We start from the raw sequence: 22400 nt of genomic DNA, 5'->3' as shown, positions 1-22400 counted from the left end.
GGCCATTAGAGGTCAGCGTTTTTTATAGAATTGATAAACATTATGAGTTTGATTTGATTGTGCAAATTTGATAGAATTAGTTTTAAATTAAACTGAAATAGAGTAAAAAGTGAGGAAAATAAATATGGATTATATGCAGGCTATGGAGTATATTGAAGACGCTGCAAAGTTCAGTATGAAACTTGGTCTTTCAAGAACTGAAAAGATATTAGAATTTCTAGGAGAACCACATAAAAAACTTAAATGTATACATATTGCAGGAACCAATGGAAAAGGATCTACAACAGCTATGATCTCTAATATTTTAATAGAAATGGGATATAAGGTAGGAATGTATACTTCTCCATATATAGAAGAATTTGAGGAGAGAATTCAAACAAATAATAAAAATATACCCAAGGAGGAGCTGGCTAGAGCTATAACAAAAGTATCTATAGCAGTAGATAAAGTTTTAGGACTTGGCTATGATAATCCTACTCAGTTTGAAATAATAACTTGTGCAGGCTTATTATACTTTTATGAACAGGATGTTGATTTTGCAGTGATAGAAGTTGGACTTGGTGGAAGACTAGACTCAACTAATGTCATTAATCCTATACTAAGCATTATTACCTCTATAAGCTATGACCACATGAATATACTGGGGGATACTTTATCTCAGATAGCTTTTGAAAAAGCAGGTATAATTAAGGAAAATGTGCCTGTAATATTGTACCCTCAAAGTGAGGAGGCAGAGAGGGTTATTGAGAAGGTATGCTATGAAAGAGAATCAAAACTCATAAGAGTTCCTTTAGATTCTGCTAAATTTAAAGAATGCGAAGATATATTAGTTTCTGGAAGAGCTAAAAAAGTTCAAAATATTATAGTTAATACTGGTCTATGGACTTACAATATAAAGCTTGCACTTTTAGGAAAGCATCAATTGCTTAACTGTGCCACAGTGTTATATGCTGTTGAAGAACTAAAAAAATTAGGAATAAAAATTAATAGGGAGGCAGTTATAGAGGCTCTATCTAAAGTAGAATGGATAGGGAGGTTTGAAACACTTAATATAAAGCCTCTGGTGGTAATAGATGGAGCACATAACATAGATGGTATAAAAAAACTAAAAGAAAGTTTAGAGACTTATTTAAAATATAATGATATAGTACTTATACTGGGAATATTAGCTGATAAGCAAGTAGAAGACATGATAAAGGTAATTGCGCCAATAGCTAAAAAGGTTATATGTGTAACTCCACATAGTGAAAGAGCTGAACTTGCCGAGAAATTGAAAAAAATAGTGGAGAAATACAATAGTAATTGTGAGGCTATTGAAGATTACAAAAGTGCTTATGAAGTAGGAATTGGTTATTGTAATAAAGAGGATTTACTTTTAATTTCTGGTTCTTTGTATATGGTAGGAGATATGAGAAAAGCTATTAAAAACAAAGGGTAATATTTGAGTATATCTAGTTACAAAAGAAGGAGAAGAACATGAAAGATAATAATTATTTGCCAATAAGCAGGCAGGATATGATAGATAGAGGTTGGGAGCAGCTGGACTTTGTTATGGTTACAGGGGATGCATATGTGGACCATCATAGTTTTGGAACAGCAATTATATCAAGGGTTCTAGAGAATGCAGGATATAAAGTGGGAATAATAGCCCAGCCTAATTGGAAGGATACAGAAGATTTTAAGAAACTGGGAGTGCCTAGGCTGGGTTTTCTAGTAAACGCAGGTAATATGGATTCAATGGTTAACCACTATACAGTAAGTAAAAAGCTAAGAGAGAAAGACTTTTATTCACCTGGTGGAAAAATGGGATTAAGACCAGATAGAGCAACAATTGTCTATTGTAATAAAATAAGAGAAGCGTATAAAAATATTCCTATTATAATTGGAGGAATTGAAGCAAGTTTAAGAAGATTTGCCCACTATGATTATTGGAGTGATAAAGTAAGAAAGTCTATTTTAATCGATAGCGGAGCAGACTTATTAGTTTATGGAATGAGTGAAAGACAGATTGTAGAGGTTGTGGATAACCTGAATGATGGATTAGATATAAAATACATAAGACATATACCAGGAACATGTTATGTTGTGGATAATATAGAAGACGTATATGATTATATTGAGATACCATCTTATAAAGATGTGTGTAGCGATAAAGTTAAATATGCACAGGCATTTAAAATACAATATGAAGAGCAGGATCCTATTAGAGGTAATACAATAGTACAAAAGCATGCAAATAAATATCTTGTACAAAATAGGCCTGAAATGCCTCTTACAAGAGAGGAATTAGATAGAGTCTACTCATTACCCTATGCAAAGAACTATCATCCTATTTACGAGAATTTAGGCGGCATACCAGCCATAGAAGAAGTTAAGTTTAGCATAGTCAGCTCAAGAGGTTGTTTTGGAAGTTGTTCCTTTTGTGCTATAACATTTCACCAAGGAAGGATTGTACAGAGTAGAAGTGAAGCTTCAATATTAGAAGAAGCAAAGGGAATTACAAAATTTGAGGACTTTAAGGGGTATATCCATGACGTTGGAGGCCCTACAGCTAATTTTAGGCATCCTGCTTGTGATAAGCAGCTTAAATTTGGAGCGTGCAAGAATAAACAGTGTTTACATCCTGGACCATGTAAAAACTTGAATGTAGATCATAAGGAATATTTAAATTTACTTAGAAAGCTAAGAGAATTGCCAGATGTTAAGAAAGTTTTTGTTCGCTCTGGACTAAGATATGACTATATTATGGCAGACAAAGATGAAACATTTTTTAAAGAACTTATTAAACATCATGTCAGTGGACAGCTTAAAGTAGCACCAGAACATGTTTCGCACAAAGTTTTAAAATTTATGGGTAAACCAGCAGGAAAAACCTATGATAAATTTAGGGAAAAGTTTTATAAAATAACTGAAAGAATAGGAAAGAAACAATATATTATACCTTATTTAATGTCAAGTCATCCAGGAAGTACATTAGAAACAGCAATAGAATTAGCAGAATACCTAAGAGATACTCACTATCAGCCAGAGCAGGTTCAAGACTTTTACCCAACCCCTGGAACCTTATCAACTACTATGTTTTATACTGGATTAGATCCTATAACAATGAAGGAAGTATATATACCAAAAACAAAGACTGAAAAAGCTATGCAAAGAGCTTTGTTACAATATAGAGACCCTAAAAAGTATGACTTAGTCTATGCAGCTTTAGTAGAAGCTGGAAGAGAAGATCTTATTGGATTTGGACCGAAATGTTTAATAAAACCAAGAGAAAAAAGAAATAAGATAGAATATAGCAGCAGAAGAGCAAAGTCAGCAAATACTTTTAAAGATAATTCAAGGAAGCCAAATGGAAGAAATAAAATTGCAGCTAAGCAAAGTAATGGTAAAGATAAGACTTCAAGTAAAAAAGCTAGAGAGAAAGATAAGCTTGTAAGTAAGCAGATTAAGATAAAAAGTGGAAATAGAAAAAATAACAAAAACAAATCAAAAAGAAAATAGTCAGTATTTTTATGCAAAAAAGGCAGCCTTAGTTTTATGAAATAAAGGCTGCCCTTTGCATATGAATATTTAAAGATTTTCAATATTTCTACTATCAAGACGTTTTGCTATAAACCGTTGTATTGTTGTTTTTACAATAGCCATTATAGGTACGCTTAAGAACATTCCCAGTACTCCAAAGGTGCCTCCACCTAAAGTGATAGAAAGAATTATCCAAAATGGACTGAGTCCAACTTTATCGCCTAGTATTTTTGGACCTAAAATCCATCCGTCAAATTGTTGAAGGAGGAATATAAATATAAGCACCCAAAATGCTTTTATAGGACTGTAAAATAGAGTTATTATAACACCGGGAATCATTCCTATAAAAGGCCCAAAATAAGGAATCATATTTGTAACACCAACTATTAGCCCAATTAAAAAAGCATATGGAATTCTCAATATATTTAATCCTATAATACAAAGTATTCCTATAATTAAGGAATCTATAGCCTTACCTATTATGTATTGAGAAAAAATTACGTTTACTTCATTACTAAAAGTAAGAAATGAAGCAGCAGAAGTCTTATCTAAAATAGCATAAAGAAATTTTTTAGTATCTCTTATAAAAATTTCTTTATCTTTTAAGATGTATACTGAAATTATAAAACCAAAAATCATCTTAAGAAATGATGAAGTAAAAGCTATGGCTTTAGTCAATGCAATATTTAGTGTAGAGTTTAATGATGCTGTTAATTTGTCAGCAATATTATTTAAAGTTTTATGAGCATAATTTACAACGTCTGCATTGTTGGCAAAGTTTAAGTTTTGAATATTATTATCAAACCAAGTCTGAGTCTCTTTCATATAAGTTGGCATATTAGTAACTAGATCACCTACATTTTTAGCTATAGTAGGATAGACTATGGTTACTGTAAGAGTTATAAACCCTATTACAATTAGATATACTAATAATATACTAACAGGTCTTTTTAAATTGAATTTTCTTTCAAAAAATTTCATTAATGGATTTAATAGATAAGCTATACCAAAAGCCCAAAAGAAAGGGCTCAAAATAGATATTATAATCCAAAAACCTTGGGCTAGAATTTCAATATTATTGATAGCTTTAAAGAGCAAAAATGCTATTATTAAAATAGGTATTAAATTTAAATGTGGAATTTTTTTGTTTTTAATCAAGTATTACATCCCCTCTGTACAAGTATAATTAGGTTGATTATATCATCAAATATGATATGATTCTAGTATTTTATGTTAAATATTTGGATTTATAGGATTAACCAACCACATTATCCGTATCTAGGGACGTAGCAGCCGTTATCTCCCACTTTAGAAGTGGGAGTATTACGGATAGTAGTCATCAGATAAAATAAAGCGGTATATTAGATTAATATACCGCTGAACCTATATTATAATGTTAGCAGCAGCAAAAGAATGGTGCAGCAAATCCAAAGCCGCCAAAACCAAGACCAAAACCGCAGCAACAGAATAATATAATTATTAATATTATTAAAAATAAAGTATCATCATCTCTATGGCATGGGCGTAGGCAAGAGTTACTCATTATTTAAACCTCCCTTCGTTAAGAGAGTAATTAAGTTAAAAGGACTCTCGGCTTGTCCTTTTAATATATTATATGAAAAAGTTCTAATAAGTGATTAAAAAATAATAAATTTTTATAATAAAATAATCGGAGGACAAAGTGATGAATAAATTACCAAGGGAATTTTATACTAGAAATGTATTAGAAGTTGCAAAGGACTTATTAGGAAAATATCTTGTTTATGAGGATAATGATTCTAAATTAATTGGCAAGATAGTGGAAGTAGAAGCATATATGGGTCCAGAAGATAAAGCAGCACATTCTTATGGAGGAAAAGTAACAGAAAGAACTAAGGTCATGTATAAGGAAGGTGGATATGTTTATATATTTATAATATACGGGATGTACTATTGTATGAATGTAGTGGCTGCTGGTGAAAATGAGCCTCAAGCAGTTTTAATAAGAGGATTAGAGCCTATAGAAGGTATAGAAACTATGTGCTTAAATAGATATAAAAAAAATTGTAAAGACATGAACAATTATCAAAGAAAAAATTTAACTAATGGTCCTGGAAAACTATGTAAGGCTATGAATATTACAAAAGAATTAAATGGAGAAGACTTATGTGGAGATAAAATATATATATTAGACAACAATGATAGTGACTTTAATATAGTATCTTCAAAAAGGATAGGTATTGATTATGCAGAAGAGGCAAGGGATTATCTATGGAGATTTTATATAGAAAATAATAAATTTGTATCAAAATTTTAAACAGAAAATTTAAATTATTTTTTTGTTAGTTTAGCTTTTTATAAAGGAATAGTAAATAGAATATAGAATATATAAATAAGATGTAAGAAAATATTATTTTATGGTGTTCAATTGTGCAATGTAAGGGGTAATATTTATGAGTAGAGGATACATATATATAGTAATTACAGCTTTTTTATTTAGTACTGCAGAGATATCAGGAAAGCTGATTTCAAATGAAATCAATCCCTATCAATTAACGTTTATACGATTTCTTATTGGTGCACTTATATTGCTGCCTTTTGCAGTTAAGGAAATTAGAAAGAGAAAGATTATGTTTGACAAGAAAGAATTTCTCTATTTTATATTTCAAGGATTTTTATGCGTTGTAGTCAGCATGAGTTTATTTCAGTTGGCGGTTTTATACACTAAGGCTTCTACAGTAGCTATTGTTTTTAGTGTGAACCCTATATTTACTATACCTTTCGCATATTTTATCTTAAGTGAGAAAATAAATAGAAACACTATATTATCTTTAGCTGTAAGTATTTTAGGGTTAATCTTTATACTAAACCCAACAAGTATGGAGCTAAATAAAGATTTTAAAGGAATAATATTAGCGTTATTGTCAGCTGTTGTGTTTTCGTTATATAGCGTAATAGGAAAAAAGAAAATCGATAAGTATGGTGGAATTGCATTTAATTGTATAACATTTATACTTGGAGACTTAATTTTATTAGTTATATTACTATTCTTAAAAATTCCTATAATTCAAGGTGTAGAAAAGAGTAATGTTATACAGATTTTATATATGGGGATTTTTGTGACAGGATTAGGATACTTATTTTACTTTTTATCCATGGAAAAAGTATCTGCCACCATGACATCTATAGTATTTTTTATAAAACCAGCCTTAGCCCCGATTTTAGCGTTTATAATATTGAGAGAAAGAATAAAGTTTTCTGCTATGGTTGGTATAGCATGTATATTAATAGGATCTTATATAATGATTATTTCAAAGAAAAATAAATTAATAAATAAAGAGAAAGCTTACCATTAGGTGTTAAGCTTCCTCTTTATTTGTTATATTTAGTATCAAAAATATAATATGATTTTTGTATTTAATTATTTTTAATATACTCCTCTAGAGCTTTAGCTAATTGATCTGGACAAGATGTCAATTTTTGTTTGCAATTAATTCCTTTAAGTCTTTTAATTGCTTCAGTCACTTCCATACCTTCAACTAATCTAGATAGTCCTTTTAAATTGCCATCACAACCACCAATAAATAATACATTTTTTATTTTATTATCCTTTATATCAAAATTAATTTCTCTAGAGCAAACTCCGCTAGTGGTATAACTATACATAAATTCCCCTCCCTTATGCAAGTAAAATAATTTAGCTTTTAATATTATAAATTATGATTTAATATTAGACAAGTACAAAGTTTATTATTAATATTTAAATTTGTATATCTCAATCTCAAATTTCATAAAAAGTACATATTATACTGTTAGAGGGGGTGAGATATATGGATTACTTGTATGTTTGTAATACATCATCAGATAATATATCTGTAGTAGACTTAAGTAGTTTTAAAGAGGAATGTAAAATTTCTTTAGGTGTGTCCAATATGGATAGAGTAGGCCCTCATGGTATTTGTGTATATAAAGACAAACTGCTTACCGCAAATAGCTATAGCAATACTATTTCCATTGTAGATATTGATAAAAGAGAGGAAATAAGTAATTATTTTATTGGCATGCATTGTAATGATGCGGTTATTTATGAAGATAAAGTCTATGTTATTTGCGGAGAATCCAACTATGTAGTTGAGTTTAATTTGATAACAAATAAGATTGATGAAGAAATACCTTGTGGAAATCTACCTCACAGTATACAGATTAATAGACAAAAGAAACTTATGGTTATATCTAATTTTGAAAGCGATAGCTTGACAATAGTTGATTTAGAAGATAAAAAAAATGTGATGCAATTAAGAGTAGGATCTTATCCAACAAAAGCGCTATTTACTGTAGATGGAAATCATATTCTTATATGTGAGAGTAATTTAGACGCTGACATAAGGGGAAATATTAGTATTATGTCTTTGAAAGGCTTTAAACTACTTAATAAAGTTTTAGTGGGTAAATATCCAGTGGATATGTATTCAAATACATCTCATTGCTTTGTATCCAATTTTGGAGATGGAACAGTTAGCATAGTAGATATAAACTACTATAAAGAAGTTAAAAAAATAAACATTGGAGGAATGCCAAGGGGAATAATAAAGATGGGAGACTTTATCTATGTAGGAGATAACTATAATAATCAGCTTATGAGGGTAGATGTAAAAAATGAAAATAAAAAAGTCATATCCATAGGCGGAGAACCTACTGGAATGACATATTTTTAATCATCTATGAGAACTTTAAATAATTTATTATAAAGTTCTGAAGAGTTCGTTTTCCATTTTGCACATAAGTCTTTTGCTTGTTTGTTTGAGGCTACATTTAGCTTTAAGTCCATCAGTATAGAATTATTTTCTATTGCCTTTAGATTAACAATATAATTATCTCCTTCTATTGTATAGTCAGCATAAATAGTAATTTCCTTTTTTATGTTTTCTAATTGATTTTCTAAATATAGATCAATTGCTTTAGTTTTATCTTCTGATATTCTATTTCTAAATAATGATAAAACTTTTAACCCCTTTTTAGAGATAACAATCCTATGTTTACCTTCTTGCTCTATGGAATCTATAAAATTTGCACTTACAAGCTCAGTTAGGTATTGCTGTAGAGTAAAATAATTAATAAAATTATTTTCTAATATAATTTGAGTTATTTTATTGTTTGAAACAGGAAGCTTAATTTTTTCTAGTAAGTAAAGTAAAAGAAGTTTATCTTCAGCTAAGTCTGACGTGCTATTAAACACTGTTCTCACTCCTTTATGACTATTTATTAAAATATTATATCATAAAAAGTGCCGAAATAAATCGGTGCTTTTTATTTTAATTAACTATAATTATTTTTATAGTTCTAAAAACTAAGGAATAATAAGATTCTAATTCAGTAATATTTATAAAATTTATTATATATAAATCTTATAAAGTGATTATATAGATGTAGGAGGAAGAATGAAGATATTAATAATTTCTAAAAGATCTAAAAAACAGAACATAATATTATTTGCTTTAATACTTATCCCAATTTTACTTATTACAACGTTTTTAGGAATGAGGACATTTAGTGTATTTTCTAAGGAAAAGGCTAAATTACCTATTTACTGTGTAGATACTAAGGAAAAAAAAGTTGCAATTTCTTTTGATTCCACATGGGGAGTAAACAATACAATTCAAATGTTAGATATTTTGGATAAATACAATGTAAAGGCTACATTTTTTCTACTTGGAATTTGGATAGACAAATATCCAGAAGAAACTAAGGCTATACACAAAAGAGGTCATGAAATAGGAAATCATTCTAACAGTCATCCAGATATGCTTCATATATCTAGTGAAAAAATTGTACAAGAAATAGCCATAGTGGATGCTAAATTAATGAAATTAATTGGAACAAATACAAAATTATTTAGATTTCCTTCAGGAGCTTATAACAGTAATTCAGTGGCTGCGGCAGAAAAAACTAATCATTATTGCATCCAATGGGACGTAGACAGTATAGACTGGAAAGAACAAGGTGCTGATATAGAGTATAACAGAGTTATTAAGAAAGTAAATTCAGGTTCTATAATACTATTTCATAATGGAGCAAAATATACACCTGAAACTTTAGAGAGAGTGATTAAAGAGCTGAAATCTAAGGGGTATGAATTTGTCAAAGTATCAGATTTAATTTATAAAGATAATTATTATATTGACAATACTGGAAAACAAAAATTAAAATAGTATAAATTTAAAAATAACTATTGTAATATAACGCATAAATGTATTATAATGGAAATAAGGCGAAAATATAAAAATGGTTTTTTATGGAAAATAATATAAAGCAATGGGAGAATCATAAGTTAATTAATTTTTAAATATTTGTTATATTTTGAAAATTAATTGAATAATTATATTTCAGTAAGATAAATTAAAAAGAAAACTAAGGGAGAGAGGGGTTATGATGGACAATTTAATGTTAAACAACAAAATTTATTTAGAGGGTACTTGTGTATCGGGTCTAGAATTCAGTCATGAAATGTATGGGGAAGGATTTTATTCTTTTAAAATTTCTGTAAGCAGACTAAGTGATGTAAATGATATCTTACCCATAACTATTTCGGAAAGGCTTCTTACTGAACTAGAAATTAAAGAAGGATTGGAGTTAGTGGTTGAAGGACAACTTAGGTCATATAACAAATTCATTGACGGATCAAACAGGTTAATACTTACTGTATTTGCAAGAGATATACAACCATGCATAGAAAAAAGTAAAAATCCAAATCAAATCTTCTTAAACGGTTATATATGTAAGGAACCTGTTTATAGGACGACTCCTTTTGGAAGAGAAATATCTGATATATTATTAGCAGTTAACAGACCGTATAATAAATCAGATTATATACCTACAATCTCTTGGGGAAGAAATTCAAGGTTTTGTAAAACATTAAAGGTAGGAGATAATATAAAGGTATGGGGAAGACTTCAAAGTAGACAATATCAGAAAAAAGTTGGAGAAAATGATGTACTTAGTAAAACTGCTTATGAAGTTTCAATTTCAAAATTAGAATATGCAGATGAAGACGAAGTATCTAATAATGAATCTGAAACGTATGAAAATTTAGCGGAATAAAAAATACTTGGCGGTGGCCAAGTATTTTTTATTTTCTTAAATCATCCATTAATTTAGTCTTATCTTTAGTTTTTTCATCTACATATTTAATTATTTTTGCAGGACTTCCAGCAACAACTACGTTTTCTGGAACGTCTTCAACAACAACAGAACCAGCAGCCACAACTGAATTGTTACCAATTTTAACACCTTCTAATATAACTGCATTAGCTCCAATTAATACATTATCTCCAATTTCACAAGGTGATTTGCTAGGTGGTTCAAGGACTCCAGCAACTACAGCTCCTGCACCAAGATGAACATTTTTACCAAGTTTTGCTCTTGCGCCAAGAACTGCATTCATATCCACCATAGTTCCTTCGCCGATTTCACAGCCTATATTTACAACAGCACCCATCATAATAACAGCATTTTTCCCTATAATAACTTTGTCTCTTATTATGGCACCTGGCTCTATTCTAGCATCTATAGCTTTAATATCTAATAGAGGTATTGCTGAGTTTCTTCTATCTTCTTCGATTTTGTATTTGTTTATCTTGTCTTTATTCATATCCATAAAATTAATTATATCTGAGCTTTCTCCAAATAAGACATAGAAGTTTTTGTTCCCGAAGCAATCAATGTTACCAAAATCGCAATCAGTAAGATCTCCGTCTATATATACTTTTAATGGAGTTGACTTTTTAGCCTCTTTTATGTATCGGGCAATCTCATATGGATCAGTTAAATCGTATTGCATATTATAGCCTCCCTTTCATTATTAAACATAGTTTATATTATAATAAATATTATTCTTAATTAGAAGTTAAAATATGTAAAAATCCTAAGGTATAATATGGTAGTGATAAATTTAATATAGACCAAAGGGAGTAAGTTGGAGTAAAATGAATATTAATTATTTAAGCTGGAAAGGGGATAACCATGAATAATAAAATAGCAAAAAACGTAAATGGAGTTGAAATATCAGGAATAAGAAAGTTTTATAATAAAGTTCAAAAATATCCAGGAACTTTATCCCTGACTTTAGGGCAGCCAGATTTTTTTGTGCCAGATAGAGTAAAACACTCAATGATAAAGGCTATTGAAGAGAATAAAACGGCCTATACTTCAAATTTCGGTATAGATGAACTAAGAGAGGAAATATCAAAATATTTAAGAGAAAGCTTTAATATTAAATACAATAAAGATGAAATATGCTTGACAATAGGAGGAAGTGAAGGGCTTTTTTCTGTATTTGCAGCTCTAATAGAAACTGGAGATAAAGTCTTAATACCAACTCCCGCTTATCCTGCTTATGAAAGTTGTGTAAAAATTTTAGGAGGAGAAGTTGTAAATTATAACCTTAAGGATGATTTCTCTATTGATTACGAAAATTTAGAACGAGTTATTAGAGAAGAACAGCCTAAGCTAATTATAGTGTCATACCCAAGCAATCCTACAGGGGCAGTATTATCAAAAGATGATAAAGAAAAACTATATAAAATATTAAAAAACAAGGAAATTATTATTATAAGTGACGAGATATACAGTGCACTAACTTTTGATGATAAATATTATTCATTGGCTCAATATGAAGATTTAAAGGATAGAACTATTTTAGTAAGCGGATTTTCTAAAATGTTCTCCATGACAGGGCTGAGATTAGGCTATGTATGTGCAGCGGACAACTTAATGAACGGAATTATAAAGGTCCATCAATATAATGTATCCTGTGCACCTTCCATAGTGCAATGGGGAGCGCTGGAAGGCATCAAATACTGCCTTGGTGATGTAGAGAAAATGAAAGTGGAATTTATTAAAAGAAGGGATTTTGTATATAATAGACTTTTAGAGTTAGGGTTTAGTGTGAATATGCCTAATGGAGCTTTTTATATATTTCCTAATATAGAGAATTTCAATATGAGTAGTGAAGAATTTTGTGAAAGAGCTTTAAGTGAAGGTAAGGTTGCTGTAGTGCCAGGAAATGCTTTTGGAAAAGGGGGAGAAGGATATATAAGGATATCCTATTCTTACAGTTTGGATACTTTAGAAGAAGCACTAAACAGGCTAGGAGAATTTGTAAAAAGCATATAAAAACTAAAAAGAGTATGGGAAAATTAAAACTAATTTTTCCATACTCTTTTGATTTATTTTAAAACATCTTCCATAGAGTATAAGCCTTTGTCTTTACCAACCATAAACTGGCAAGCTTTTAATGCACCTACTGCGAAAACTTCTCTAGATAGGGCATAATGACTAAGCTCTATTATTTCACCTTGTCCAGCGAATATTATTTCATGATCACCTACAATACTGCCACCTCTTATTGCATGTATTCCAATTTCATTATGCTCTCTTTTTCTTGAGCCTTCTCTTCCGTATACAAAATGAGTATCTTGAGAAATGCTATCTTTTATTGTATTTGCAAGCAAAAGAGCTGTACCGCTAGGTGAATCTACCTTTTGGTTGTGGTGTTTTTCTATTATTTCAATATCATAGTTTTCATATAGCATAGCACTTATATTTTTCAATATACTGTTTATAAGATTTATGCCAATAGACATATTTGCTGAACGAAAAACTGGTATTTTGTCACTAGCTTCCTTTATTTTTACCAACTGATCCTCTGAATAGCCAGTGGTACATAAAATAAGAGGTAGCTTTTTAGAAGTACAATAGTCAATTAGAAAATCTAAACTCTCAGGTCTTGAAAAATCCAATACCACATCTGCTTCTAAATTGCATTCAGATATATTTTTAAATATAGGGTATTGAACAGAATTATCCTGCATTTTATCTACGCCGGCTATAATTTCTAAGTTAGGGAAGTTTGATATACTTTGAGATATTACTCTCCCCATTTTACCTAAGCATCCGTTTAGTATGACTTTTGCCATAGAATTAATCCTCCTTTATAGAGTTAAATTTATCCATAGCTGCTTTTAACACTTTTAGATTACTTTCTTCCATATCACATAGTGGAAGTCTTAAGTTTCCTACATTCATTCCAGATAAATTCATAGCTGTTTTAACAGGTATAGGGTTAGTTTCTATAAATAGTGAATTTATTAATTCTAACATATCTAATTGAAGTTTTAGAGCTTCAGCATTTTTACCATTCATGTATAGCTCACATATATTATGAGTTTCCTTTGGATATAAGTTTGCAACTACTGATATAACTCCTATTCCTCCAAGAGATAATATAGGCACTATTTGATCATCATTTCCTGAATAGATATCAAGTCTGTCCCTGCATAATGCTTTCATTTCTGCTACTTGGCTTAGGTTACCGCTAGCTTCTTTTATTGCCACTAAATTTTTAAGTTCGCAAAGTCTTAATAATGTTTTAGGTGCTATATTTAAGCCAGTTCTTCCAGGAACATTATAGATTATTATAGGAACATTCACATTATCATTTATTGCTTTAAAGTGTTCATATATTCCCTTTTGAGTTGTTTTGTTATAGTACGGAGTTATAACTAAAAGACCATCAACTCCTATACTTTCAGCCCATTTACTCATACTGATGCTGGCAGCTGTATTATTACTGCCTGTTCCAGCTATTACTGGAATTCTCTTATTTATAACATCAACAGTAAATTTAATAGTTTCTTTTTTTTCAGTTTCTGTCATAGTTGAAGCTTCACCTGTAGTTCCGCATATTATAATTGCGTCAGTTCCAGATTCAACATGCCAGTTTAAAAGCTCCTCTAATTTTTTAAAATCTACTTCTCCATTTTTGAAAGGAGTCACTAAAGCCACTCCAGATCCTTTAAATAAACTCATTTTAAGTCCTCCTTGTAAAGTAAATATTATTTATCAGAAATAATACGTTCAGCGATTTGAATAGCGTTAGAAGCTGCACCTTTTCTAATGTTGTCTGCAACAACCCAAAGGTTTAAACCATTTTCTACACTAAAATCTCTACGAATTCTTCCGACGTAAACTTCATCATGTCCTTCTGCATCTATAGGAAGAGGGTATACCAAATTATCTATATCATCCTTTACAGTTATACCTTCTGATTTTTTAAATAGTTCAAAAATATCTTTAATGTCAAAAGGTTTTTCCAATTCCACATTAATGCTTTCACTGTGACCATAGAATACAGGGACTCTTACAGTAGTTGCTGTAATTTTTAAATCTTCATCGTGTAGAATTTTATGTGTTTCGTCTATCATTTTCATTTCTTCTTTTGTATACCCGTTTTCTAAGAAAGAATCTATATGAGGAATAACATTCCCAGCTATAGGGTATGGGAATTTTGTTGGAGCATTTCCATTATATCCTTCTTTTAAATCGTTAAAGCCACCTACACCAGCACCAGAAACAGCTTGATAAGTAGAATAAACAATTCTCTTTATTCCATACTTAGTGTATAGAGGCTTTAAAGCCACTACAGCTTGTATTGTAGAACAATTTGGATTTGCAATTATACCTTTGTGTAGTTTTATATCTTCTGGATTAACTTCAGGTACAACTAATGGAACCTCAGGATTCATTCTCCATGCACTACTGTTGTCGATTACAACAGCATTATATTTTGCAAATACTGGAGCAAATTTAAGACTAATATCTCCACCAGCAGAGAATAGAGCAAAGTCTATTTTTTTGCACTTTATGTTTTCTTCACATAGCTCCTCTACTACAATATCTGCATCTTTAAATTTGAGTATCTTTCCAGCCGACCTTTTTGACGCAAAAAGATAAAGATTTTCTATGGGAAAATTTCTTTCGGCTAGAACTTCTATGAATTTGTTACCAACCATACCAGTAGCTCCCACTACTGCAACATTGTATCGCATAATAAATCCCCCTATGCTTAATTTATAGTTATTTCCCATCAAATTTAAAAAATATATTGACTATAATTATACAACGTATAATACAAAAAAAACAATCGTTTTTGTTCATTAGGTAGATTTTATAATAATTATTTTTAAATTCATTGGAAGACTATAAGCATCTTCATTAAGAAACTATTAGTATAATCATAAATCAACATTAGAAAAACTTAATTTCTAATAACTATAATATGCTTTTTTATAAAATTTGATTTTTATAAAAAAGAGATTTTATCCAAATAAATAGGTAGATTAAAAGCTAAATAAAATTTAATCCTACTAGATTATTATATGATTTTTTTTAATAAGTATAAAAAATTTATATAGGTGGAAAATAATATTATTAGTTTCAGTTAATTGGGAGGAATGAAAAATGGGGAGAACACCATTAAAAAAGGTTATAAAATCAAAATTAAAATCAAATAGGGAATTGACTGAGCTTGAAAAGCTTAGAGAAAAGATAAAGTATGAAATTGCAGAAGAATTAGGCTTAAGGGATAAAGTAGATAAGTATGGATGGGGAGGACTTACAGCGGAAGAAACAGGAAGAGTGGGTGGTATGATGACTAAGAAGAAGAGAGAATTAAAGATACCTAATAATAATCTTATACAAGATATGGATAGCTAATTATAGATGTGTTTAATTTAGTTTTATATCTGTAATCAACAGAAAAACGTATGAGGAAATTTATATTCCTTTTGATTTTTTGTTGATTTTTAATGTTGAAATATATTATATTTATCAGAGGATTAAAAGTAGTCTATGTTTTAAGAGATTGCTGACTTTGTATAATATCGAAAATAATTCTAAATTTAATATAACGATTGTAGCTAAAGTTAAGCAGTGAACCAAAATTTTAATTTTGAGTGAATCGCTTACTCCTCTGAAGAAATGAAGAGGAGTTTCGAAAAAGAAGCTCAGACAAATGAAAGTTCTTAACGCTACAATTGTTATACTAAATAAGAATTATAATTTCTCATAAGCAGAGAACCCAAATCTATGATTTGGTGTGAATCGCTTACTCCTTGGAAGAATGACAAGGAGTTTCTCATTATAATGAACTCAACAATCTTTAAAACAGCCTTAAACTACTAATGGAAAGTTTTAAATGAATGTAAAAATCAGCATTCATTTAAAACAGAGATTAAGAATAAAAGAAAATTATTTAAATGCATCCTTAAAAAGGGGGGACAAAATTTGAAATGCTATAGAGAATTTGCTCATATTTATGATAGACTTATCCATGGTGATATTGATTATAAACAGTGGTCTAATAAAATTCTTGAAATTTGCAATGAATACAACATCGATAGGGAAAGTTACCTAGATCTAGCTTGCGGAACTGGTAATATGACAAGAGAAATTGGAAAGTCTTTTAAAAATACATGGGCAGTTGACCTTTCAAGTGAAATGCTTAGTGAAGCAGAAGAAAAATTAAGAAATAGCAAAATAAAGGCTAAGTTTGTTTGTCAAAACATATCTAAGCTTAACTTAAACAGTAAATTTGATTTAATAACATGTGCATTAGATTCAACAAATTATGTATTAGAAGTAGAAGATTTAAAAAACTATTTTTTGGGAGTTTATAACCATCTTAAAGAAGGTGGACTTTTTGTCTTTGATATAAATTCATATTATAAATTAACAGAAGTCTTGGGAAATAATATTTATAATTATGATGATAATGAAGTTGTATACATATGGGAAAATATACTAGAAAACCACATTGTGGATATGTACCTTACATTTTTCATAAAAGAAGGAGAAAAGTACAGAAGATTTGATGAACAACATATGGAAAGAGCTTATAATGAGGACTTTATTGATAAACTATTAGATGAAATAGGTTTTAATATATTAAAAAAATTAGATAATTATGAAGATGAAGATATAAAAGATGATACTGAAAGAATAGTTTATGTACTAAATAAAATATAAGGAGGTTTCAATTATGTCAGATAAATTAATTAAAGCTTTAGCTAGTAACGGACAAGTGAGGATATTAGCTGCTTATACAAAAGATACAGTTAATGAAGGGGTAAAGCTTCATAATTGCGCACCTACAGCGGCAGCAGCTTTTGGAAGAATGCTTACAGCAGGCTGCCTAATGGGAGCTATGTTAAAATCTCCAAAAGATGTTTTAACTCTAAAAATAGATGGAAAAGGGCCAGCAGGTCCTATAGTAGTAACATCTTATTATGATGGCAGTGTAAAAGGATATATAGGCAATGCAAAAGTAGATTTGCCTGCAAATGCATTAGGTAAATTAGACGTAGGAGGAGCTGTAGGAAAAGATGGCTCATTAGTTGTAATAAGGGATATGGGATTAAAAGAACCTTACATGGGACAAGTGGCTATTTATACTGGAGAAATTGGAGAAGATATAGCTTATTATTTTACTGTATCAGAACAAACGCCTTCAGCAGTAGCATTAGGTGTACTAGTAGATACAGATATTAGCATAAAGCATTCAGGTGGAATTATAATTCAATTAATGCCCGATTCAGATGAAATGCTAGCAGATTTAATAACATATAGACTTGAAGATTTAGGTTCTTTAACTAAGAATTTTTCAGAAGGAAAGACCTTAGAAGACATTTTAAATTTCCTATTTGATGACATGGATTTAAAAATTTTAGAGACAATAGAACCACAATATAAATGTGATTGTTCAAGAGAAAGAGTGGAAAAAGCTTTAATAAGTATAGGAGAACAGGAATTAAAAAGCTTATATGAAGAAGGGAAAAATGAAGAATTGAGATGTAACTTTTGCAATAAGGCATATGAGTTTACTCAAGGAGATATAAAAAAATTACTTGAAAAAGTACAAAAAAATTCTTAAAATAAATAATTTTAATAGATAAAGTTAATAAATGAGCATATAAATTAAATGAGTTGCAGCAAAAGACAAGTATACACCAATGAAAGACAAATTTTTGTTTGACATAAAAAAGCAAATATGCTAGTATAATAAAAATAAAATATAGAATTTGAACAATTATCAAAAATAAAATAAAATCTTTAAAATTTATTTAGTTTATGCTTTTAATACTGGGGAATTTTTTATATAATATATATTAGGCGATGAAATATGCCTAATGTTTTTATGTAATAAACTGAAAATTTATTTAATTACAAGATAACAAAAATAATAAGTTAAAACTTATTATTTCTTATAATTTATAATCTTAAAAAATATAAGGGGGAATTTTAGTGAAGAAGAGAATACTAGCAGTAGTAATGACTGCAACATTAGCAGCATCTGTTATGTTGACTGGCTGCGGTGGTGGAGACAAAAAAGGGGCAACTGATGCAGGAAAAGGACAAGCAAATGTGCAAGCTAATGGAACATTAAATTTGGACTTGCCAGAAATTAAAAGCTTAGACTCAGCTCAAGGTCAAGACGTTGCATCCTTTACACCTATTAATGCTGCCTTTGAAGGATTAGCAAGAGTTAATGATGGCAAATTAGAACCAGCAGGGTCAACTTGGAAAGTATCAGAAGATGGAAAAACTTATACTTTTACATTAAAAGACTTTAATTGGTCTGATGGAAAAGCAGTAACAGCAAAAGATTTCGAGTATTCATGGAGGAGATTAGTTAATCCAGCAACTAAAGCACCTTATGGAACATTCCTTAATGGAATAGTTAAAAATGCAGAAAAAATTTCTGCAGGAAAAGCTAAACCAGAAGAATTAGGAGTAACTGCAAAAGATGATAAAACTTTAGTAGTAGAATTAGAAAGACAAGTTCCTTATTTCTTAGAAATGGTAGCCTTCCCATCATTATATCCAGTAAGAGAAGATGTAGTTAAGGCTCAAGGAGATAAATACGGTACAGATCCAACTAAAATGGTATTTAACGGACCTTTTGTAGTAACAGATTGGCAAAAGGGAGCAAAAATGACATTAAAGAAAAATGATAAATACTATGATGCAGCAGCAGTAAAACTTGGTACAGTTACATTACAAGACATAAAAGAATTACAAACAAAATATCAAATGTTTACAGCAAAACAATTAGATGCTATTCCAGGTACTGGAGAATATGCTCAAAAGCTTAAAGATGATGCAGCAGCAGGAAAAATTGATTTTAGAGAAGCAAAACAACCATCATCATTCTATATGATGTTTAATATGAATGGTAAAAATAAATTACTTACAAATAAAAATATAAGACTTGCATTATCATTAGCTATCGATAGAGATGCTTATGTTAACAAAATTTATAAAAGAGGATATGTATCTTACGGTTTAGTTCCAGATGTAATTAAATGTGGAGATAAAAATTACAGAGCAGAGGTTCAAGAACCATTAAAAGCTGTAATAGATCAAAAGAAAGATCCTAAAGCATTATTTGTACAAGGATTAAAAGAACTTGGATTAAATCCAGATCCATCTAAATACACATTAAAATACTTAGGACAAGGAAATACTGCTTTTGATAAACAATCAGGTGAATTCTATCAAAACCAATGGCAAACAAAGCTTGGAATAAAAATAGTATTAGAATCACCAGCAAGTTTCTCAGATTATTTAGTTAAGGCTCAAGCAGGAGAATTTGAAATAGCTACTTCAGGTTGGGGTGCTGATTACAATGATCCAGATTCATTTATATCATTATTCCAAAAAGATAATGGAAATAACCACAGTAAATACTACAATCCAAAATATGAAGATATATTAAAGAAATTAGCTGCTGAAACAGATAGTGCTAAGAGAGTAGAATTATTCAAACAAGCAGAACAACTTCTTGTAGTTGAAGATGCTGGTATAGCTCCAACATTCTACAAAGATTTAAAAGCAGCAAAACAAAAATATGTTCAAGGAATACAATATCCAGCATTTGGACCAAACTATGAGCTTAAATGGGCTTATGTTGAAGGAAAATAATTTTAACATTTAAGGAATTGTTTAATACTACAACAAGGAACTCCTTGTTGTAGTATTTATGTATTATTTATACATATTATGTAACTTTAAAAGGTTGAAAATAATGCTAAGAATTTGTATACTAATTCTAATGTTTTATATAAACTTTTATAGTAGGTGGATTATATACTTAATGCTTCAGGGAGGAGGAAAAAAATGGCAAAGTACATACTAAAAAGAATAGGGTATATGTTAATAACACTATGGGTTATCATAACTGCTACCTTTTTCTTAATGAATAATATACCCGGAGATCCAGTAATGGTTAAAGCACAAAAACTACCTCCGGAAATGCAACAAATTATGAAACAACAATATGGATTAGATAAGCCATTAACAACTAGATATGTTATATATTTAAAAAACTTGACTAAGGGACAATTGGGGGATTCTTTTATAACTCCTGGATATAATGTTCAAGAAATAATAAGAGATAAATTTCCTAATTCAGCAAGGTTAGGTTTACAAGCAGTTTGTGTAGGATTAGTAATAGGAATAATATTAGGAATTATAGCTGCATTCAAGAGGAACACTAAGGTGGATTATTTTGTAATATTTCTAGCTATACTAGGTGTTTCTATACCTAGCTTTGTTCTTGCAGCTTTACTTCAAAAAGGTTTAGGTGGAAGAGGTGGCCTTCCTATAGCTGGATGGTACAATCCAGGTGAAGGGCTTCAAGGTTTCAAGTTTACAATATTGCCAACCATTGCACTATGTTTTGGTAGTATAGCAACTTATGCGAGATACATGAGGACTTCAGTACTTGATGTTATTGGACAAGACTATATAATTACAGCACAAGCTAAAGGTGTTTCTAAGGTAGCTATTGCTTGGAAACATATAATTAGAAATGCTATTCTTCCTATAATAACAATATTAGGACCACAAATAGCAGCTGTAATAACTGGATCCATAGTAATAGAGAGAATTTTCTCTGTTCCTGGAATGGGAAACTCAATGATAGATTCTATATTGACTAATGATTATAACATTATAATGGGATTAACTATCTTCTATTCTGCTTTATACATTGTTTCTTTATTGATAGTGGATATTATGTATTCAGTAGTAGATCCAAGAATAAGGTTAACAGGTGAAAAGAGATAGGAGGAGCATTTAATGGTGGAATTAAATAAAGAACAGTTTGAGATAATAGGTTGCGATGGTGCTGATTCAGAAGCTATTCTAAGACCAAACATGACCTATTGGCAAGATGCGTGGAGAAGATTAAAGCAAAACAAAGTTGCTATATTTTCTATGGTATTACTTAGTTTAATAATTGTAATGTGTATAATAGGACCATACATTACTCCACATCCATATACAGAGCAAATTCTTGAAAACATAAATTTAAAGCCAAGTAAAGAATATTGGTTTGGAACAGATAATTTAGGAAGAGATTTATTTTCAAGGCTTTGGATAGGAGGAAGAGTGTCTATTGCTATAGGTGTAATAGGTACTATTATAGAAGTTATTATTGGATGTATATATGGAGGTATAAGTGGGTACTTTGGTGGCAGAGTAGATAATGTTATGATGAGAATTGTAGAAGTGCTAAACAGTATACCTTATATGATAGTAGTTATTTTGATTTCTATATTCCTTGGAAAAGGTATGATAGCAATGTTGATTGCTCTATGTATAACTGGATGGACAGGAATGGCTCGTATGGTAAGAGGACAAGTTATGCAGTTAAAGCAATCAGAATATGTTTTAGCGGCTCAAGCGCTAGGTGGAAGTTCATCAAGAATAATACTAAAACATTTAATACCAAACACTATAGGAATAATAATTGTATATATGACTTTTGATATACCGGGATTTATATTTGCAGAGGCATTTTTAAGTTTCATAGGACTTGGAATACAACCTCCTTCTACAAGCTGGGGTGCTATGTGTTCATTTGGACAATCAGTAATGGATTTCTATCCACATGAATTGATTTTCCCGGCCGTTGCAATCTGTTTAACAATGTTGGCATTCAATTTATTAGGTGATGGACTAAGAGACGCATTAGATCCAAAACTTCGTCAGTAGGGAGG

Annotated in this window: 22 protein-coding genes; 14 read left to right on the top strand and 8 right to left on the bottom strand. The window is 30.1% G+C overall.

All coding sequences use genetic code 11. From position 1 onward, the window contains the following. Window positions 1-124: 124 nt before the first annotated feature. Both ACWW38_RS03305 and ACWW38_RS03300 read left to right on the top strand, forming a co-directional pair. On the top strand, window positions 125-1438 hold the full coding sequence (locus ACWW38_RS03305; protein ID WP_456259392.1) for a bifunctional folylpolyglutamate synthase/dihydrofolate synthase: 1314 nt from the start codon (window positions 125-127) through the stop codon (window positions 1436-1438). A gap of 38 nt (window positions 1439-1476) precedes the next feature. Then, complete coding sequence (locus ACWW38_RS03300; RefSeq protein ID WP_456259391.1) at window positions 1477-3501, top strand: YgiQ family radical SAM protein; 2025 nt, start codon at window positions 1477-1479, stop codon at window positions 3499-3501. Between the two features lie 69 nt (window positions 3502-3570). On the opposite strand, the gene ACWW38_RS03295 is transcribed toward ACWW38_RS03300, so the two are convergent. Together ACWW38_RS03295 and ACWW38_RS03290 are read right to left on the bottom strand one after the other, a co-directional pair. After that, complete coding sequence (locus tag ACWW38_RS03295; protein ID WP_456260409.1) at window positions 3571-4620, bottom strand: AI-2E family transporter; 1050 nt, start codon at window positions 4618-4620, stop codon at window positions 3571-3573. A gap of 298 nt (window positions 4621-4918) precedes the next feature. Next, window positions 4919-5065 (bottom strand): hypothetical protein, encoded by a 147-nt coding sequence (locus tag ACWW38_RS03290; RefSeq protein WP_456259390.1) that lies wholly within the window; start codon window positions 5063-5065, stop codon window positions 4919-4921. Window positions 5066-5206: 141 nt separating this feature from the next. On the opposite strand from ACWW38_RS03290, the gene ACWW38_RS03285 reads away from it, so the two are divergent. Further along, on the top strand, window positions 5207-5818 hold the full coding sequence (locus ACWW38_RS03285; RefSeq protein WP_456259389.1) for a DNA-3-methyladenine glycosylase: 612 nt from the start codon (window positions 5207-5209) through the stop codon (window positions 5816-5818). A 136-nt stretch (window positions 5819-5954) separates the two neighbouring features. Next, the gene (locus ACWW38_RS03280) at window positions 5955-6857 is read left to right on the top strand and encodes a DMT family transporter (protein WP_456259388.1); all 903 of its coding nucleotides are present in this window, start codon (window positions 5955-5957) and stop codon (window positions 6855-6857) included. Between the two features lie 61 nt (window positions 6858-6918). Here ACWW38_RS03280 and ACWW38_RS03275 read toward each other — a convergent pair whose 3' ends face one another. After that, window positions 6919-7167 carry a TIGR03905 family TSCPD domain-containing protein gene (locus tag ACWW38_RS03275; RefSeq protein WP_456259387.1) on the bottom strand — a complete coding sequence of 83 codons (249 nt, stop codon included), beginning with the start codon at window positions 7165-7167 and terminating at the stop codon, window positions 6919-6921. A gap of 164 nt (window positions 7168-7331) precedes the next feature. Between ACWW38_RS03275 and ACWW38_RS03270 the strand changes: the two genes are divergently transcribed. After that, a complete protein-coding gene (locus ACWW38_RS03270) occupies window positions 7332-8216 on the top strand; it encodes a YncE family protein (protein ID WP_456259386.1) in 885 nt (294 codons plus the stop codon). Here ACWW38_RS03270 and ACWW38_RS03265 read toward each other — a convergent pair. Next, window positions 8213-8737 (bottom strand): DUF4364 family protein, encoded by a 525-nt coding sequence (locus tag ACWW38_RS03265; protein WP_456259385.1) that lies wholly within the window; start codon window positions 8735-8737, stop codon window positions 8213-8215. The genes ACWW38_RS03270 and ACWW38_RS03265 overlap by 4 nt on opposite strands. Before the next feature lie 202 nt (window positions 8738-8939). Here ACWW38_RS03265 and pdaB point away from each other — a divergent pair, with 202 nt between their 5' ends. Further along, window positions 8940-9710, top strand: coding sequence for a polysaccharide deacetylase family sporulation protein PdaB (gene pdaB / locus ACWW38_RS03260; protein WP_456259384.1), 771 nt, complete (start codon window positions 8940-8942; stop codon window positions 9708-9710). A 220-nt stretch (window positions 9711-9930) separates the two neighbouring features. Further along, window positions 9931-10599: a single-stranded DNA-binding protein gene (locus ACWW38_RS03255; protein WP_456260408.1), complete on the top strand. Its 669-nt coding sequence runs from the start codon at window positions 9931-9933 to the stop codon at window positions 10597-10599. 28 nt (window positions 10600-10627) lie between these two features. Here the strand turns inward: ACWW38_RS03255 and dapD are convergent, their stop codons facing one another. Beyond that, window positions 10628-11338, bottom strand: a complete 711-nt coding sequence (dapD, locus tag ACWW38_RS03250) for a 2,3,4,5-tetrahydropyridine-2,6-dicarboxylate N-acetyltransferase (RefSeq protein WP_456259383.1) — start codon at window positions 11336-11338, stop codon at window positions 10628-10630. A 182-nt stretch (window positions 11339-11520) separates the two neighbouring features. Between dapD and ACWW38_RS03245 the strand changes: the two genes are divergently transcribed. Further along, a complete protein-coding gene (locus tag ACWW38_RS03245) occupies window positions 11521-12672 on the top strand; it encodes a pyridoxal phosphate-dependent aminotransferase (RefSeq protein ID WP_456259382.1) in 1152 nt (383 codons plus the stop codon). A gap of 53 nt (window positions 12673-12725) precedes the next feature. On the opposite strand, the gene dapB is transcribed toward ACWW38_RS03245, so the two are convergent. From dapB to ACWW38_RS03230, 3 genes are read right to left on the bottom strand one after another with little or no spacing between them, the layout of a single operon-like run. Further along, window positions 12726-13475, bottom strand: coding sequence for a 4-hydroxy-tetrahydrodipicolinate reductase (gene dapB / locus ACWW38_RS03240; protein WP_456259381.1), 750 nt, complete (start codon window positions 13473-13475; stop codon window positions 12726-12728). A gap of 4 nt (window positions 13476-13479) precedes the next feature. Further along, on the bottom strand, window positions 13480-14367 hold the full coding sequence (gene dapA, locus ACWW38_RS03235) for a 4-hydroxy-tetrahydrodipicolinate synthase (protein ID WP_456259380.1): 888 nt from the start codon (window positions 14365-14367) through the stop codon (window positions 13480-13482). Window positions 14368-14393: 26 nt separating this feature from the next. Beyond that, complete coding sequence (locus tag ACWW38_RS03230; RefSeq protein ID WP_456259379.1) at window positions 14394-15386, bottom strand: aspartate-semialdehyde dehydrogenase; 993 nt, start codon at window positions 15384-15386, stop codon at window positions 14394-14396. Between the two features lie 412 nt (window positions 15387-15798). Here ACWW38_RS03230 and ACWW38_RS03225 point away from each other — a divergent pair, with 412 nt between their 5' ends. From ACWW38_RS03225 to ACWW38_RS03200, 6 genes are all read left to right on the top strand, one after another. Next, complete coding sequence (locus ACWW38_RS03225; RefSeq protein ID WP_456259378.1) at window positions 15799-16053, top strand: small, acid-soluble spore protein, alpha/beta type; 255 nt, start codon at window positions 15799-15801, stop codon at window positions 16051-16053. A gap of 570 nt (window positions 16054-16623) precedes the next feature. Continuing rightward, window positions 16624-17364, top strand: a complete 741-nt coding sequence (locus ACWW38_RS03220) for a class I SAM-dependent DNA methyltransferase (protein ID WP_456259377.1) — start codon at window positions 16624-16626, stop codon at window positions 17362-17364. Between the two features lie 13 nt (window positions 17365-17377). Next, the gene (gene hslO / locus ACWW38_RS03215; protein WP_456259376.1) at window positions 17378-18268 is read left to right on the top strand and encodes an Hsp33 family molecular chaperone HslO; all 891 of its coding nucleotides are present in this window, start codon (window positions 17378-17380) and stop codon (window positions 18266-18268) included. A gap of 371 nt (window positions 18269-18639) precedes the next feature. Beyond that, a complete protein-coding gene (locus tag ACWW38_RS03210; protein ID WP_456259375.1) occupies window positions 18640-20319 on the top strand; it encodes a peptide ABC transporter substrate-binding protein in 1680 nt (559 codons plus the stop codon). Between the two features lie 195 nt (window positions 20320-20514). Next, the gene (locus tag ACWW38_RS03205; RefSeq protein ID WP_456259374.1) at window positions 20515-21465 is read left to right on the top strand and encodes an ABC transporter permease; all 951 of its coding nucleotides are present in this window, start codon (window positions 20515-20517) and stop codon (window positions 21463-21465) included. A 12-nt stretch (window positions 21466-21477) separates the two neighbouring features. After that, window positions 21478-22395: an ABC transporter permease gene (locus ACWW38_RS03200; RefSeq protein ID WP_456259373.1), complete on the top strand. Its 918-nt coding sequence runs from the start codon at window positions 21478-21480 to the stop codon at window positions 22393-22395. Window positions 22396-22400 lie beyond the last annotated feature (5 nt).

This window comes from Clostridium sp. JNZ J1-5 (assembly GCF_053901425.1).
This window is presented reverse-complemented; position numbering and strand designations above follow the sequence as displayed.